Annotated in this window: 15 protein-coding genes and 1 tRNA gene; 10 read left to right on the top strand and 6 right to left on the bottom strand. The window is 70.7% G+C overall.

Translation table 11 applies throughout. The annotated features are described in order from the left end of the window. Positions 1-127: 127 nt before the first annotated feature. Positions 128-2,197: a methyl-accepting chemotaxis protein gene (locus tag VD964_RS12820; RefSeq protein ID WP_324868970.1), complete on the top strand. Its 2,070-nt coding sequence runs from the start codon at positions 128-130 to the stop codon at positions 2,195-2,197. Between the two features lie 108 nt (positions 2,198-2,305). Here the strand turns inward: VD964_RS12820 and VD964_RS12815 are convergent, their stop codons facing one another. Next, positions 2,306-3,046 (bottom strand): ChrR family anti-sigma-E factor, encoded by a 741-nt coding sequence (locus tag VD964_RS12815; RefSeq protein WP_324868969.1) that lies wholly within the window; start codon positions 3,044-3,046, stop codon positions 2,306-2,308. Next, complete coding sequence (locus tag VD964_RS12810; RefSeq protein ID WP_324868968.1) at positions 3,043-3,705, bottom strand: sigma-70 family RNA polymerase sigma factor; 663 nt, start codon at positions 3,703-3,705, stop codon at positions 3,043-3,045. The genes VD964_RS12815 and VD964_RS12810 overlap by 4 nt, the downstream gene beginning before the upstream one ends. 215 nt (positions 3,706-3,920) lie before the next feature. Between VD964_RS12810 and VD964_RS12805 the strand changes: the two genes are divergently transcribed. Genes VD964_RS12805 through VD964_RS12790 form a run of 4 tightly spaced genes read left to right on the top strand, consistent with a single transcriptional unit; the run spans position 3,921 to position 7,948 of the window. Continuing rightward, on the top strand, positions 3,921-5,312 hold the full coding sequence (locus VD964_RS12805; RefSeq protein ID WP_324868967.1) for an NAD(P)/FAD-dependent oxidoreductase: 1,392 nt from the start codon (positions 3,921-3,923) through the stop codon (positions 5,310-5,312). Continuing rightward, positions 5,312-6,160 (top strand): DUF1365 domain-containing protein, encoded by an 849-nt coding sequence (locus tag VD964_RS12800; RefSeq protein WP_324868966.1) that lies wholly within the window; start codon positions 5,312-5,314, stop codon positions 6,158-6,160. Before VD964_RS12805 ends, VD964_RS12800 begins: the two co-directional genes overlap by 1 nt. Next, positions 6,157-7,404, top strand: a complete 1,248-nt coding sequence (locus VD964_RS12795; protein ID WP_324868965.1) for a cyclopropane-fatty-acyl-phospholipid synthase family protein — start codon at positions 6,157-6,159, stop codon at positions 7,402-7,404. Before VD964_RS12800 ends, VD964_RS12795 begins: the two co-directional genes overlap by 4 nt. A gap of 16 nt (positions 7,405-7,420) precedes the next feature. Next, positions 7,421-7,948, top strand: coding sequence for a DUF3833 domain-containing protein (locus VD964_RS12790; protein WP_324868964.1), 528 nt, complete (start codon positions 7,421-7,423; stop codon positions 7,946-7,948). Here the strand turns inward: VD964_RS12790 and VD964_RS12785 are convergent. The 3 genes from VD964_RS12785 to VD964_RS12775 all read right to left on the bottom strand — a co-directional run bounded on the left by VD964_RS12785 (position 7,911) and on the right by VD964_RS12775 (position 9,507). After that, positions 7,911-8,372 carry a nuclear transport factor 2 family protein gene (locus VD964_RS12785; protein WP_324868963.1) on the bottom strand — a complete coding sequence of 154 codons (462 nt, stop codon included), beginning with the start codon at positions 8,370-8,372 and terminating at the stop codon, positions 7,911-7,913. The two genes, VD964_RS12790 and VD964_RS12785, sit on opposite strands and share 38 nt — an antisense overlap. Beyond that, positions 8,369-9,181 (bottom strand): SDR family NAD(P)-dependent oxidoreductase, encoded by an 813-nt coding sequence (locus VD964_RS12780; protein ID WP_324868962.1) that lies wholly within the window; start codon positions 9,179-9,181, stop codon positions 8,369-8,371. Before VD964_RS12780 ends, VD964_RS12785 begins: the two co-directional genes overlap by 4 nt. Positions 9,182-9,252: 71 nt before the next feature. Beyond that, on the bottom strand, positions 9,253-9,507 hold the full coding sequence (locus VD964_RS12775; protein ID WP_324868961.1) for a hypothetical protein: 255 nt from the start codon (positions 9,505-9,507) through the stop codon (positions 9,253-9,255). Between the two features lie 392 nt (positions 9,508-9,899). On the opposite strand from VD964_RS12775, the gene exbB reads away from it, so the two are divergent. The 4 genes from exbB (at position 9,900) to VD964_RS12755 (ending at position 13,599) form a co-directional block, all read left to right on the top strand. Beyond that, on the top strand, positions 9,900-10,862 hold the full coding sequence (exbB, locus tag VD964_RS12770) for a tonB-system energizer ExbB (protein WP_324868960.1): 963 nt from the start codon (positions 9,900-9,902) through the stop codon (positions 10,860-10,862). 5 nt (positions 10,863-10,867) lie between these two features. Further along, a complete protein-coding gene (exbD, locus tag VD964_RS12765) occupies positions 10,868-11,299 on the top strand; it encodes a TonB system transport protein ExbD (RefSeq protein WP_324868959.1) in 432 nt (143 codons plus the stop codon). Further along, entirely contained in the window at positions 11,296-12,168 is an 873-nt protein-coding gene (locus VD964_RS12760; protein ID WP_324868958.1) for an energy transducer TonB, read from the top strand. The genes exbD and VD964_RS12760 overlap by 4 nt, the downstream gene beginning before the upstream one ends. A gap of 153 nt (positions 12,169-12,321) precedes the next feature. After that, entirely contained in the window at positions 12,322-13,599 is a 1,278-nt protein-coding gene (locus VD964_RS12755; RefSeq protein WP_324868957.1) for a PepSY-associated TM helix domain-containing protein, read from the top strand. Positions 13,600-13,641: 42 nt separating this feature from the next. On the opposite strand, the gene VD964_RS12750 is transcribed toward VD964_RS12755, so the two are convergent. Then, positions 13,642-14,220: a hypothetical protein gene (locus tag VD964_RS12750; RefSeq protein ID WP_324868956.1), complete on the bottom strand. Its 579-nt coding sequence runs from the start codon at positions 14,218-14,220 to the stop codon at positions 13,642-13,644. A 217-nt stretch (positions 14,221-14,437) separates the two neighbouring features. On the opposite strand from VD964_RS12750, the gene VD964_RS12745 reads away from it, so the two are divergent. Then, positions 14,438-14,513, top strand: a tRNA-Asn gene (locus VD964_RS12745). Positions 14,514-14,576: the final 63 nt, after the last annotated feature.

Below are 14,576 nucleotides of genomic sequence, written 5' to 3'. Positions count from 1 at the left end.
TGCAGTTCAGCCCGAGGCTCGCCCGATTTAGACTGTTTGCCGTGACGAAGGTGGCGAAACGGTTTAGAGTGCTTGTACGTCGAATGGCGTAAATCATTTGTACTCTTAACGTGCGAAGTGCCTGATCATGGTCGCTGCCGGCAACATTCTCCACGTCATTTCAATCCGGGCGAAGGTTGTGGCTGTCGCGGTGTTCGTGTTCGCCGCGGTCGGCTTGTCCTCGGTCCTCACCATGCGCGACATGGGACGGCAGACCGAGCATCTGTCCGATGTCCAGCGTGAAACCGGCGACGTGGTCGGCCGGATCATACCCCTCGTGTCGCTGGTGGCGGAGATTCGGCACGACGTGGTGCAGACACAGCAATGGCTGACCGACCTGTCGGCCACGCGCGGGCTGGACGGTCTGGACGACGGCGGGGCGAAGGCGGCCGATTTCGCCCGCCGCTTTGGGGAGCACACCGCCAGAGCCGCCGATCTTGCGCGCGAGCTGAAGCTTCCGCAGGTGGTCGCCGAGATCGAGAAGACCCGCACCGCCTTCGGTCCGTTCTATGAGACGGGCCAGCGCATGGCAAAGGCCTATGTCGCCGGCGGACCGGCGGCCGGCAATCCGATGATGGGGCAGTTCGACAGCGTCGCCGAAACGATGGGCGCCAGCCTGGAGGCGCTGGGCGCCAGCGTGGTCGCCGTCAGTTCCGACCGGTTGACGGAGCTGACCGCCGGTATCGTGGAGGTGCGGGCGACGGCGGACGGGCTGCGCCTGACGCTGATCGGTGCCGGTCTGGCCATCCTGCTGATGGCGTCCGCCTGCGTGGTGTTCCTGGAAGCGGCGATGATCCGGCCGATGGAGCGGCTGCGGCGCGCCATGGTGGCGCTTGCCGGCGGCACGCTGGACGTGGAAATCGGACTGACGGACCGCCGGGACGAGGTCGGCCACATGGCCGACACGGTGCGTGTCTTCCAGCAGAGCGCGCAGGAGAACGCCCGGCTGCGTGCCGCGCAGGAGGAGACCCGCCGGCGTGGCGAGGAGGATCGGCGTCATGCGCTGGAAGCGATGGCGGAGAAGGTGGAGCAGGAGACCCGCGTCGCCGTCGACCATGTGGCGGAGCGCACCAGCCGCATGAGCAGCAACGCCGGCGCGATGGCCGAATCGGCGGTGCAGGTCAGCGACAATGCCCAGTCCGTCGCGGCCGCCGCCCAGCAGGCGTTGAGCAACGCCGAAGCCGTCGCCGCCGCGACGGAGGAACTGTCGGCCGCCATCGCCGACATCGGGATGCAGGTGTCCACCGCCGCCGAGGTCACCGGCCGGGCGGTGGACCGCGCCGGCCTCGCCCGCTCCACCATCGAGCGGCTGTCGGTCTCGGTGGAGCGCATCGGCGCCGTCGCCCGGCTGATCGGCGACATCGCCAGCCAGACCAATCTTCTGGCGCTGAACGCCACCATCGAGGCGGCGCGGGCCGGCGATGCCGGGCGCGGCTTCGCCGTCGTCGCCAACGAGGTGAAGAACCTCGCCAGCCAGACCGCGCGCTCCACCGAGGAGATCGGCTCGCTGATCGCGGAGGTGGAGGCGGTGACGGCGTCGGCCGTCGGCGCGGTCGGCGAGGTGTCGGAGACCATCGACGAGGTGGCTGGCATCTCCTCCTCCATCGCCGCGGCGGTGGAGGAACAGGCGGCGGCGACCCACGAGATCGCCCGCTCCGTCGGCCAGACCAGCGAGGCCGCGAAGGAGGTGTCGCTGCGCATCGGGCGGGTCTCCGCCGAGGCGAGCTCCACCCAGGACCGCGCCGGCGAGGTGCGGACCGTCGCCGTCGACGTGGCCGGCGGCATCGACGCCCTGCGCAACGTGCTGATCCGGGTCGTCCGCACCGCCACCACCGACGTCGACCGCCGCCAGCTTCCGCGCTTTGCCGTGTCGATCGACTGCACGGTCGAGGGCGTCGGCGCGCCACCGATCCGCGCCACCGTCGCCAACCTGTCGTCGGGCGGCGCCATGCTGACCGGCGCTCCCGACCGGCCGGCCGGCGCGCCGCTGGTCCTGCGCATCGACGGCGTCGCCCGGCCGCTCGCCGCCCGCATCAAATCAAGCGAGCAGGGCCGCCTGCATGTGAAGTTCGACCTGTCGGACGCCGACCAGGTCGCCTTCGAGCGCGAGGTCGAACGGCTGACCCGCGGGCTGACTCCGTTGGAAGTGGTGGCGTGACGGTACGCTACAGTGTCGTGCGTTTAATGTGAAACGCACGACACTGTAGCTTTATGTTTGGCGATCGGATTCACGCTCCAAATCGATTCCGATTTTACGCGATCCGATCTAAAGCCCGATGAACGGCTGCATCAGCCGTCCCATCAGCCCGGTGAAGCGCAGCGGCGCGTCGGTCGCGATCAGGCAGATGCAGTCGCGGTGGCTGTCGGCTATGGGCTGGTGGTCGGTATCGCCGTCCGCCTCGGCCAGATCGCCGGGACCGTAGCGGCCGAGCTCGTCGGCGAAATGGCCGCTCAGCACAACGGTCAGTTCCAGCCCGCCATGGCCGTGGTGGGGCAGGGCGGTTCCCGGGGCGATGCGCAGAAGCTGGGCGGCACCGCCCGCCGCGCTGCGCGGCATCAGTTCCACCCGCCGGACGCCGGGTGCCAGACGCTGCCATGTCAGCCCGTCCAGGTCGGTCGCCCGGGGCACATAGGGCCGCAGCGGCGCGGGAAGAGCCGGGCCGGATCGTGGCCCCGGACCGGCCGGCCGGCGGCCGCCCCACAGCGGGCCGGCCCGTCCGGCCTTGCACGGGTTGGCGGGGGCCTCCTCCAGATCCAGGCGGGCCAGCGTGGCCGACAGCGACAGGGCTTCGAGCGGGGCGGGCGGCAGTTCATCCAGCAGGGCGCCGCCCAGCGCCTCCACCTCCGCCAGAGCGGCGCGGCAGTCGGGGCAGTGGGCGAGATGGACGGCGACCGCCAGCGACAGCCCCTCTGCGAGGCTGCCGGCGCCATAGGCCACCAGCAGGGCGTCGCTGGGGTGGTGGTTCGGCAGGAGGGCCTGGGCGGCGGTGGCTTGTCGCGCTGTCATCGGTCGTCGTCTCCCAGCGCCTTGCGGATCTTGACCATGGCCAGACGCAGGCGTGATTTCACTGTGCCCAGCGGCACGTCCAGCCGTTCGGCGATGGCCGGGTGGGCGAGGTCGGCGAAGAAGGACAGCTGCACCACCTCCGCCTGTTCCGGCGTCAGCGCGGCCAGCGCGCCGCGCAGGCGGCTGGCGCGGCGGTCGCCGTCCAGCAGTTCGTCGGCGCGCGGGCGGTCGTCCTCATGCTCCAGCAACTCGTCGTCCGACACCTCCGGGTGGCGTTCGCGGCGAAGCGCGTCGATGCGCAGGTTGCGCGCGATGGTGAAGACCCAGGTCGCCGCCTCCGCCTTCGCCGGGTCGTAGAGCGAGGCCTTCCGCCACACCGACAGCATGGTGTCCTGCGCCAGATCCTCCGCCCGCTGTGCCGGCATGCCCAGCTTCAGCATGTAGGCCTTCACCCGCGGGGCGAAGTGGCCGAACAGCCGGGCGAAGGCCGCCCGGTCGCCGGAGGCCACCGCCACCAGATCGTCCGACAGCCGTGCCGCCAGCGCATCGTCTGGAGACCGGGCTGGCGATGGCTGGGCAGCGAACGGCCGGGCTGGCCCGGTCCTGGTCTGGTCCGGGCCGGTGGCATGCGACAGCAGTGAGGCCAGCGGTGCGATCATGGCCAAGATACGCCAGCGCTGCCGCTTCGGATCACCGCCGGTGAGACATTTATCGGTGCGCGTTTCGTCCACTCGACCGGAGCGCCGGAAAGCGCCAGCGTGGCATGATCCAACCGCGGCCGACCGCCGTATCTGCATCATTCGCGCCGGACCTACCCATTTCGGATAGGGTCCGGACCCGATCACGACAAAGACCCCGAGAAGGGCCGTCCGCCATGCCGCTTTCCGAACCCGCCCTTCCGCCATCCGCCCCGCTCGACATCGCCGTGATCGGCGCCGGCATTGCCGGGCTGTCGGCGGGCTGGCTGCTGTCGAAGGCGCACCGCGTCACCCTGTACGAGAAGGAGGACCGGCCGGGCGGCCATGCCAATACGGTGGAGGCCGACGGAGCCGGTCCGGTCGATACCGGATTCATCGTCTACAACGAGCCCTGCTATCCCAATCTGGTGGCGCTGTTCGACCGGCTGGGCGTGCGAACCCGTGCCACGGACATGAGCTTCGCCGCCTCGCTCGACGGCGGGCGGGTGGAATATGCCGGCAGTTCGCTGGGCACGCTGTTCGCGCAGAAACGCAACCTGCTGCGCCCGCGCTTCTGGCGGATGCTGGCCGACCTGCTGCGCTTCTACCGCGAGGCGCCGGGGCTGCTGGCCGAGTTGTCGGAGGGGCCGGCGGCGGAGACGCTGACGCTGGGCGATGTCCTGGACCGCGGCGGCTATTCCGACGCCTTCGTCCGCGACCATCTGCTGCCGATGGCCGCCGCCATCTGGTCCAGCCCGGCCGAGGCGATGCGCGATCATCCGGCCGCCGCCTTCATCCGTTTCTGCGACAACCATGGCCTGCTGAAGATCAAGGGCCGCCCGGTCTGGCGCACGGTGGAGGGTGGGAGCCGCAGCTATGTCGAACGCATGCTGGCGGACATGCCCGGCGCGCTGCGCCTGAACTGCGCGGTCGAGGGGATCGCGCGCGAGGAGGGGCGCGTCCTGGTGCGCGACCGCCGCGGCGACCTGCGCGCCCATGACCACGTCGTGATCGCCACCCACGCCGACCAGGCGCTTGCCCTGCTGGAGGATGCCGGCGAGGAGGAGCGCCGGCTGCTGGGCGCCTTCGGCTACGAGCGCAACCTCGCCATCCTCCACACCGACGCCGCCCTGATGCCGAAACGCCGGGTCGTGTGGTCGAGCTGGAACTATCTCAGCCGGCAGAGCGACGGCGATGGTGACGACGCGGTCTGCGTCACCTACTGGATGAACCGGCTGCAGGGCTTCCTGCCGCGGGAGCGCGACCTCTTCGTTACGCTGAACCCGTCCCATCCGCCGCGCGAGGGCAGCATCCTGCGCAGCGTCCTCTACGACCACCCCATCTTCGGGATGGAGGCGCTCGCGGCGCAGAAGCGGCTGTGGACCCTTCAGGGGCAGCAGCGGACATGGTTCGCCGGCTCGTATTTCGGTGCCGGGTTCCACGAGGACGGCGTGCAGGCGGGGCTGGCGGTGGCGGAGGCGCTGGGCGGCCTGCGCCGGCCCTGGACCGTGCCGAACGAGTCCGGCCGCATCCATCTTGGGCCGTCACCTGCGCCGGCCGCGCCCGTCGCCCGATTGGAGGCCGTGTGATGGAGCGCCATCAGGAAGAGCGGCGCTTCGCCTCCGGCCTCTATGTCGGCACGGTGATGCACCACCGGGTGAAGCCGGTGCGCCACCGCCTGTCCTACCGCGTGTTCAGCCTGCTGGCCGATCTGGACGAACTTCCCCGGATGGACCGCGAACTGCGGCTGTTCGCCCACAACCGCTTCGGCCTGACCGGTTTCCACGACCGCGACTTCGGGCCGCTGGGCGAGAACGCCATCGCGTTGAAATCCTGGGCCGAGGCGCAGTTGGCCGCGGCCGGGATCGAGGCGGGCGGGCCGGTTCGGCTGCTGTGCTTTCCGCGGGTACTGGGCTTCGTCTTCAACCCGCTCTGCGTCTGGTTCTGCCACCGGCCCGACGGGACGCTGGCCGCCATCATCCACGAGGTCAACAACACCTTCGGCCAGCGCCACGCCTATCTGATCCCGGCGGAGCGCGGAGCGGACGGGCTGGTGCGCCAGAGCTGCGACAAGCGGTTCTACGTGTCGCCCTTCATGGACATGGAGACCGCCTATCACTTCCGCATCCGCCCGCCGGCGGGGGAGGAGGGGGAGCCGCTGTCCGTCTCGATCCGCCAGACCGATGCAGCCGGGCCGGTCCTGCATGCGTCGCTCGCCCTGCGGCGGGTGGAGTTGACCGACGGCGCCATCCTGCGCGCCTGGGCCCGGCACCCGCTGATGACCGCCAAGGTGGTCGTCGGCATCCATTGGGAGGCGCTGCAGCTCTGGCGCAAGGGGCTGGCGATCCGACCGCGCCCGCCCGCGCCTGCGGATCCGGTGACCGTCGTCGCCGGCACCACCGCTTCCGACCGTTCCCGAGAAGGCCTTCCCGCATGACCGACATCGCTGCGCCCGCGCTTCGCCGTCACCCCCGATGGCTGCGGCTGGTGACCGGACACGACCTGTGGACCGGCGTGCTGCTGAGGATGGCCGCCCGCATCCGCGTCGGCGAATTGACCTTGCGCCTGCCGGACGGGCGGACGATGCGGTTCGGCGACGGGACGACCGGCCCCAGCGCCGATCTGGCATTGCTCGACGGGGCGGCAGCGCGGCGGCTGGTGCTGGGCGGTGGGATCGGCATGGCGGAGGCCTATGGCGACGGGCTATGGCACAGCGGCGACCCGTCGGCGCTGATCGAACTGGCGATCCGCAACGAGGAGGCGCTGAAAGGCGTGCTGAAAGGCACCCTGGCGGCGTCCGCGATCAACCGGCTGTTCCACCGCAGCCGAGCCAATTCCCGCCGCGGCAGCCGCCGCAACATCGCCTTCCATTACGACCTCGGCAACGAGTTCTACCGGCTGTGGCTCGACCCCGGCATGACCTATTCCTCCGCCCTTTACCAGAACGAGCGGCAGAGCCTGGAGGATGCGCAGGACGCCAAGATCCGCCGCGTCGCCGAGCTTCTGCAACTGCAGCCCGGCGACCGGGTGCTGGAGATCGGCTGCGGCTGGGGCGGCATGGCGGAGCATCTGGCCGGCCGCTGCGGCGCCTCGGTCGTCGGGCTCACCCTGTCGGCGGAACAGCTGTCCTTCGCCCGCCACCGCATGGCGGAGTCCGGGCTGGCCGGCACGGTGGACCTCCGTCTGATGGATTATCGCGATGCCGGCGGCAGCTTCGACCGCATCGTCTCCATCGAGATGATCGAGGCGGTGGGGGAGGAGCATTGGCCGCGCTATTTCACCAGCCTGCGCGACCGGCTGGTTCCCGGCGGGGCGGCGGTGGTGCAGGCGATCACGATCGACGATGCCCGTTTCCAGCGCTACCGCCGCAACTGCGACTTCATCCAGCGCCACATCTTTCCCGGCGGGCTGCTGCCCTGCCCATCCGCCCTGCGGGCCGAGGCGGAGCGGGCCGGGCTGGTGGTGGAGCATGTCGAGACCTTCGGCGCCTCCTATGCCCGCACCTGCGCCGAGTGGCGGCACCGCTTCCATGAGGCCGCGCCGCGGGTCGCCGCCATGGGCTTCGATCCGCGGTTCCGCCGGCTGTGGGACTATTATCTCGCCTACTGCGAGGCGGGATTCCGCGCCGGCACCATCGATGTCGGGCTCTGGCGCTTCCGCCGGCCCGGACCGGCGCCCTGAACGGAGGCCTCCCGCGATGAAGGTCGAGGATTTCTCCGGGACGGGTCCCGAACTGCGGATCGAGCGGTATTTCGCCGGCCGCACCCATGCCTGGGGCCTGTTCGAGGACCGGTTCGGCACCTTGCGCCGCAGCTTCACCGTCGTCATCGACGGGCATTGGGACGGGCGGGAGCTGACGCTGGACGAACGGTTCGAGTATGCCGACGGCGAGACCGACCGCCGGATCTGGCGCATCGCCAGGACCGGGGAGGGCCGGTACGAGGGGCAGGCCGACGACGTGATCGGCAAGGCGGTCGGCCGGTCGGCCGGCAACGCCCTGAACTGGACCTACGAGATGGCGCTGAAGGTCGGCGGCGGACGCTGGCGCGTGCGGTTCGACGACTGGATGTGGCTGCAGCCGGGCGACGCGCTGATCAACCGGGCCAACGTCTATCGCTGGGGATTGTGGATCGGCACCGTCAGCCTGTTCTTCCTGCCCGAAGGGCGGATGATCCGGCCGGGTGCCCTCAACGCGGCGGTGCCGCCCCCAGCCGCCGCCGAATGAGGCGGAGCGGCGCGCCCAGCACCGGCAGGCGCAGGTAGACATGCTCGCCGGAATCCCAGTGGTCGATGTGCTCGGACACCCGGCCGTCGGGAGCCTGCCGGATCTCGCTGGTGCCGACGACATCCATCCGGCCGATGCCGGTCACCGTCGCCTCGAACCGCCAGCGCAGGATCGCCAGATCGGCGGCAGGCAGCCGGTGCGTGACGGTGAAGCGCAGATCCCGGCAGCCGTTCAGCGTGTGGAGCAGGGCCGCGCGCACCGCGTCGCGCCCGCGGGCGTCGTTGAAGGGATCGCGGAAGCGCACCTCCGGCACCGTCAGCGCGCTCAGCCGGTCGAGCGTGCCGTGGCTCAGCGTCTCGAAGAAATCGGCCCAGGCGTCGAGGCCGCGGCTTTTCGCAGCGTCCACCATGTTCCCAGCCATCATGCCCCCGTCACCTTGCGGACCAGCGGGAAGTAGGCCCGATAGGGAAGCAGGCGCGCCAGCTTCAGCTTGCGGGTGAAGCGCTTGGGGAAGGCGATCTCGAAGCCCCCGCCCTCCAGCCCGTCGGCCAGTTCCCGCGCCGCATCCTCAACCTGCATCAAATTCGGCATGGGAAAGCCGTTGCGGGCGGTCAGCGGCGTGTCGACGAAACCGGGACAGACCAGCTGGAGCCGGATGCCGGCGCGGTCGCAGTCGGGCTTCAGCGATTCGCACAGGTTGATCAGCGCCGCCTTGGTCGGGCCATAGGCCGCGGCGGTCGGCAGGCCGCGGTATCCGGCGACGGAGGCGACCACCGCCACATGCCCGCGGCCACGGGCGCGCATCCGCGGCAGCAGCGCCTCCAGCCCATGGACGACGCCCATATAGTTGACCTCCATCAGCCGGCGGGCGGTATCGGCCGAGAAGTCCTCCAGCGACATCGGGGTGTGGGTGCCGGCATTCAGCACCGCCCGGTCGATCGGACCCAGCCAGCGTTCGATGGCTGCAACGGCGGCGGCGGTCGCCTTGCGGTCGGTGACGTCCAGCGGGAAGATCCGCATGCGCTCAGCCGACAATTGGGCGGTTGCGGCCAGATCCTCGGTGTTGCGGGCGGACAGCGCCACCCGCTCGCCCGCATTGGCGAGATGGATCGCCAGCGCCCGGCCGATGCCGCTGCTGGCGCCGGTGATCCAGGTCAATGGCTGGGTGAGTGGCCGAGTTGGCGATGCCCCGCCATTCGGATCGGCCTTTTGGCCGTTTTCCTCGCCGTGCATGGTGCGCTCCGCAGCTTTTCCCGCTGGCCCCCTACGCAGCCATGGTCTTGGCGGATCACCCGATCTCGGCCCTACCAGATGCGGCGGGCCAGCTGGTCGCCGCGCTGGGACAGGTCGCGCATCAGCGCCCGCGCCTCGTCCTCGCCGGTCCATTGGGCGACCGATTCGATGCCCTCGGGGCCGTCGGCGGCACCATCGCGGCCGCCGTCGCGGTCCTGCGGCATGCCGAAGACCTGTCCGGCCCGCGCCTCCACGACGGCGAAACGGCCGTCGCAGGCGACCAGCCGGAAGCTGCCCTTTTCCTCCACAACCGAAACGCGGTTCATCGGCTTCCTCCTCGGGACTGTGGCCACTGCCGGTTCAACCGCGGGCGGCGTCTGATTGTTGCGCGGCGGCGGATCATTTCGGTCGGCCTCGCCTGCCGGGAAGAATGCGAGATTCCCCGCGACAGGGTGGCTGTTTGGTGGTATTGAGACTTAGTCGCAGTATCGAGTCTTCACCGTTTTCCGGGTCTTGTACAGTTCGCAAGGCAAACGGAGCGGCAGTCGAGCTGTTTGATATTCCCACAAAAAATGACCCGATCGCGTGCCGCGGAGGTCGATTTTCCGTGCGAGTGCGACTCATTCGCACTATAACCGCGGTGGGGGCTTTGCTCTGGAGTGTCATCGGGTTTTTGCATCGCGCGTGCCGGACACGCGTCGAGGGGAGTTGGACCGCCATGCCGACATCGTTTCGCCACCGTCCTGTTCTGGCTGCCGTCCTTGCCGGTGCCGGGACGTTGATGGCCGGCGCCGCCGCCCGCGCGCAGCAGGCTGCCGCACCCGCCACCGTCGCGCCCGCCGCGCCGACGGTGCCGGAGGCGGTGCAGAGTGCGGTGCAGGGCACGGTGCCGGATGTGGCGCAGGGCGTGGCTCCCGCCGCCCAGGGTGCCGCGGACGCGGCCGCCGCGTTGGCCACTCTTCCGCACGACCTGTCGCCCTGGGGCATGTTCATCGCCGCCAGCCCGGTCGTTCAGGCGGTGATGGTGGGTCTGGCGCTCGCCTCCGTCGTCACCTGGACCATCGCCATCGCCAAGGCGGTCGAGTTGTCCTCGGCCAAGCGCAGGGCGCGCGCCGCCCTGGAGATGCTGGAGGAAGCGCGGTCGCTGTCCCAAGCGGCGGAGCGGGTCGGCTTCAGCCAGGGCACGGCGGCGGCGCTGGTCCGCGCGGTGATCGCCGAGACCCACCTGTCTGCCGATGCGCCGTCGCGCGACGGCCTGATGGACCGAGCCGCCTCGCGGCTGGAGCGGATCGAGGCGGCGGCCGGCCGGCGCATGGCGCGCGGCACCGGGATCCTCGCCACCATCGGTTCGACCGGTCCCTTCATCGGCCTGTTCGGCACGGTGTGGGGCATCATGACCAGCTTCATCGGCATCTCGAAGGCGCAGACCACCAACCTCGCCGTGGTGGCGCCCGGCATTGCCGAGGCGCTGCTGGCGACCGCCATCGGCCTTGTCGCCGCCATTCCGGCGGTGGTGGTCTACAACGCCTGCACCCGCGCCATCGGCGGCCACAAGGCCCAGCTGACCGACGCGTCGGCGGCGGTGCTGCGCCTGCTGAGCCGCGACATCGACCGCCATGCGCTGCCCCGTGCACAGGGTCATGCCGCGCAGGCCCACGGCAATTCCCGCGCGGCGGAGTAACGGCGATGGGTGCGCGCCTCGGCTCCGGCAGCAACGACGACGAACTGACCGAAACTCATGAGATCAACGTCACGCCCTTCATCGACGTCGTTCTCGTCCTTCTGATCATCTTCATGGTGGCCGCGCCGCTGGCCACGGTGGACGTGCCGGTGGACCTGCCGGCCTCCACCGCCACGCCGACGCCGCGTCCGGACAAGCCGCTGTTCCTGACCATCCAGGCCGACAAGACCCTGTCGCTGGGCGAGACTCCGACCACCAAGGAGTCGCTGGGTGCCGCGCTCGACGCCGCCACCCATGGCGACAAGAGCCAGCGCGTCTTCCTGCGCGCCGACAAGACGGTGGATTACGGCGCCTTGACCGAGGTGATGAACAGCCTGCGCGGCGCCGGTTACCTGAAGATCGGCCTCGTCGGCCTGGAAACGGCCCCCGCCCCATGAGTGCGGCGTCCGATTACGGTGCGGCGGACTGGTCCGCTGATGGCGGCGAGCGTCCGGCCCGCGGCTTCGCCCGCTGGGGCGGCAGCCTGCTGCTGGCGCTGGGCGTTCATGCCGCGGCCGGCGTCGCGATGGTGGCGTGGCATGTGCCGATCACGCCGTCGGAAGCGGAACCGCCGGCCGTGCTGCTGGAACTGGCTCCGCTGCCGGTCGCGCCGCCGGAACCTGCCCCGGCCATCGACATCCCCCTGCCGGAGCCGATGCCCGAGCCGGTCATCGAACCGCTTCCCGAACCGCCGCCGCCGGAACCCGAACCGGTGGTCGAGGAACCGCCCCCGCCGCCGGAACCGCCGCCCGTGGTGGAGCCGGAGGTGGTGCTGCCCAAGCCGCCGCCCGAACCGCCGAAGCCCAAGCCCGAGGTGAAGAAGGAAGCGCCGAAGCCCAAACCGGAGAAGCCGAAGCCGCCGCCCCGCCCGGTGGCCCAGCCGGTCCAGCAGGCGCAGCCCGCGCCCGCCGCCGCCCCGCCGGCTCCGGCCGCGGCACCTGTCCCCGCGGCCCCGGCGCCGTCGGCCGCCCCCAGCCGCGCGATTCCGACCTGGCAGGGCCGCGTGCTCGGCCATCTGGAGCGGCACAAGCGCTACCCGCGCTCCGCCCAGGCCCGCCGGCAGGAAGGGGTCGCCCAGGTCCGCTTCACCATCGACCGCGAGGGGCGCGTGCTGTCGGTTCAGCTCGACCGCAGTTCCGGCCACGGCGTGCTGGACGAAGAGACGGTGGAGATGGTCCGCCGCGCCTCGCCGCTGCCGGCCCCGCCGGAGGAGATGGCTCAGGACCGCATCGAGCTGGTCGTTCCGGTCCAGTTCTTCATCCGATAGGCCGCTTTCCACGGTCCGAGTGACTGGTCTTTGAGGTGCGCGTGCCCGCGTAACTCGCAAACTGCCGGGGCTGCTCCCTTGTTGACGCTCCCTTGTCGACGGGCCGGTCCCGGCATCCTTTCCCCGCCCGCCATCTCCCTCAAGGTCGTCGCCATGGCCAACGCCAGCAAGCCGCGCAGCCAGCGCCTGTGGTACCGCACGCTTCAGAACATTCACCTGTGGGTCGGCCTGATCCTCTGCCTCCCGCTGGTCCTTCTCGGCATCACCGGTTCCATCCTGGTGGTGGAGGACGAGCTTCGCGCGCTGACCGGCGACACGCCCGCCCAGGCGATGGCCGACGGGCCGATGCAGCCGGTGTCGGCGATCCTGGCCGCTGCCCGCGCAGCCGCTCCGGCCGGCACCCAGCCCGGATTCCTGATCCTGCCCGAGGAGCCCGGCCGTCCGGCGGTCGTCCGTCTGGTCGCGGCGCGCGGCGGAGAACGGGGAGGTGAACGGGGAGGGCAGCAGGGCGCACCGCAAGGTGGCGCCCCAGGAGGCGCTCCCCAGGGCGGTGCTCCCCAAGGCGGGCCGCCGCAGGGGCCGATGGGAATGCTCAGCATCGATCCGGTGTCGCTTGCCGTGGTCGGGGATGCCAATCCGGCCCAGGCGTCCGGCGGCTTCCTGCGCACGGTTCACATCCTGCACGGCAACCTGCTGATCCGCGACCGCAGCGGGCGCGAGATCGTCGGCTGGCTGGGCGTCGCGATGCTGGTGCTGGGCGTCAGCGGTCTGGTGCTGTGGTGGCCGCGGCCTGGCCGCTGGAAGGCCGCCTTCACCGTAAAGGCCGGCGCCCGCGGCGTCCGCCTGCACCGCGACCTTCACGGCGCGGTCGGCATCTGGTCGCTGGTGATCTTCATCGTCGTCACCTTCTCCGGCGTCTATCTCGCCTTTCCGCAAACCTTGGGAGCGGGGATGTCATCGGTCCTGCCTGCCCGCGACCTGCGCGCCGCCGTGACGGTCCAGCCGGTGAAGGGCGCCACCCCCATCGACGTCGACCGCGCGGTAGCCCTGGCGCGGGAGGCCCTGCCGGGCGCCGAACTGCGGTCCGTCTCGCCGCCGGCCCGGCCGGACCAGGCCTATCGGATCGGGCTTGCCCCGGCCGGTCAGGCGCATGGTGCGCCGGCCGCGACGGTCTTCGTCGATCCCTGGGCGGCCCGCGTCGCCGAAGTGCGCGATCCCGCAACCTACAGCGCCGGCGAAACGGTGATGGCGTGGCAGCGCCCTCTGCATGCCGGCGAAGGGCTGGGACCGCTGTGGAAATGGGCGGTCTTCCTGTCCGGCGTCCTGCCGCCGCTGTTCGCCGTCACCGGCACGCTGATGTGGTGGCTGAAGCGCAAGGCCCGCCGGGCCAAGAACGCGGAGCGCGCAGCGGCGCTCGCCACGGCGGGGTGACGGTTATCGAGGGGGGCGTCGGCGACGATACCCCCCCGTCTGTCACCGCCGCAGCGGCACCGCCCGCTTCACCAGCCGGCGGTCCATGTCCGCGGCGGTCACCGTGGGTTCGCCCTGGCTGCGCATGACGAAGGCGAAGGTGTCCATCACCCGGTCCAACACGATCTCCTGGTCGTCGGGGCGGCGGCTGACCGACACCACGGCATAGCCGGCGGCGCGCGCCACCGCCGGGTCGCCGCGCAGGCCGCGCACGCCCCAGCCGGCCAGCGCGTCCTTGCAGCGGAACAGTTCGGCGGCGAACCCGCCCGCCGACTGGGTGCGGCCGACCACATAGGCGGCGGCGACCGCCAGCGGCGCCAGCAGCCCGTCCCAATCCAGGCAATCCTCCCGGCTGACCCAGACGCCGCCGACCGAGCAGGCGGCGGCGCCGATCGCCTCGCCCAACCCGGCGCGGAAGGCGCGCAGCGATGCAACCGCGTCCGCCGACGGCATCGGTTCCACCCGTCGTCCGTCCGGCATCAGCATCAGCCGGCCCGCCCATTCCGACGAGGGCGGAAGCTGTTCGGTCAGGCGCGCGAGCAGCGCCTCGCGGGCGGCGGCGAAGGGAACGACCTCGGACATCGGGGCCTGCGGCAATGGTGAGGAGGGGAGCGCGAGAAAAAGACTGAGAAGGCCCGAACTGTCAAGAGCAAGCCTGGACGAGGGCAACCCATGGCTGCGCCGGGTGTGCGTTGTCACAGGCAAATGGCGCGAAACCGGCCTTCTCCGGAAAAAATGCGGAGCTTTGCATTTTTCCGCTTGCCAGGATCCGCCAGCGCTTTTATAAGGCGGCCTCTGTTCCCGGTTAGCTCAGTTGGTAGAGCAGCGGACTGTTAATCCGCTTGTCGCTGGTTCGAGTCCAGCACCGGGAGCCATCGCGCGGGTGTAGCTCAGTTGGTTAGAGCGCCGGCCTGTCACGCCGGAGGCCGCGGGTTCAA

The organism is Azospirillum sp. (assembly GCF_035628975.1).
Classification (GTDB): domain Bacteria; phylum Pseudomonadota; class Alphaproteobacteria; order Azospirillales; family Azospirillaceae; genus Azospirillum.
Note: the sequence above shows the minus strand (reverse complement) of the source record. Positions and strands in the feature narration are given on the sequence as shown.

Coding starts and splice junctions, on each gene's coding strand:
- VD964_RS12820 (WP_324868970.1), top strand. CDS start 128: ATGGTCGCTGCCGGCAACATTCTCCACGTCATTTCAATCCGGGCGAAG.
- VD964_RS12815 (WP_324868969.1), bottom strand. CDS start 3,046: ATGACAGCGCGACAAGCCACCGCCGCCCAGGCCCTCCTGCCGAACCAC.
- VD964_RS12810 (WP_324868968.1), bottom strand. CDS start 3,705: ATGATCGCACCGCTGGCCTCACTGCTGTCGCATGCCACCGGCCCGGAC.
- VD964_RS12805 (WP_324868967.1), top strand. CDS start 3,921: ATGCCGCTTTCCGAACCCGCCCTTCCGCCATCCGCCCCGCTCGACATC.
- VD964_RS12800 (WP_324868966.1), top strand. CDS start 5,312: ATGGAGCGCCATCAGGAAGAGCGGCGCTTCGCCTCCGGCCTCTATGTC.
- VD964_RS12795 (WP_324868965.1), top strand. CDS start 6,157: ATGACCGACATCGCTGCGCCCGCGCTTCGCCGTCACCCCCGATGGCTG.
- VD964_RS12790 (WP_324868964.1), top strand. CDS start 7,421: ATGAAGGTCGAGGATTTCTCCGGGACGGGTCCCGAACTGCGGATCGAG.
- VD964_RS12785 (WP_324868963.1), bottom strand. CDS start 8,372: ATGATGGCTGGGAACATGGTGGACGCTGCGAAAAGCCGCGGCCTCGAC.
- VD964_RS12780 (WP_324868962.1), bottom strand. CDS start 9,181: ATGCACGGCGAGGAAAACGGCCAAAAGGCCGATCCGAATGGCGGGGCA.
- VD964_RS12775 (WP_324868961.1), bottom strand. CDS start 9,507: ATGAACCGCGTTTCGGTTGTGGAGGAAAAGGGCAGCTTCCGGCTGGTC.
- exbB (WP_324868960.1), top strand. CDS start 9,900: ATGCCGACATCGTTTCGCCACCGTCCTGTTCTGGCTGCCGTCCTTGCC.
- exbD (WP_324868959.1), top strand. CDS start 10,868: ATGGGTGCGCGCCTCGGCTCCGGCAGCAACGACGACGAACTGACCGAA.
- VD964_RS12760 (WP_324868958.1), top strand. CDS start 11,296: ATGAGTGCGGCGTCCGATTACGGTGCGGCGGACTGGTCCGCTGATGGC.
- VD964_RS12755 (WP_324868957.1), top strand. CDS start 12,322: ATGGCCAACGCCAGCAAGCCGCGCAGCCAGCGCCTGTGGTACCGCACG.
- VD964_RS12750 (WP_324868956.1), bottom strand. CDS start 14,220: ATGTCCGAGGTCGTTCCCTTCGCCGCCGCCCGCGAGGCGCTGCTCGCG.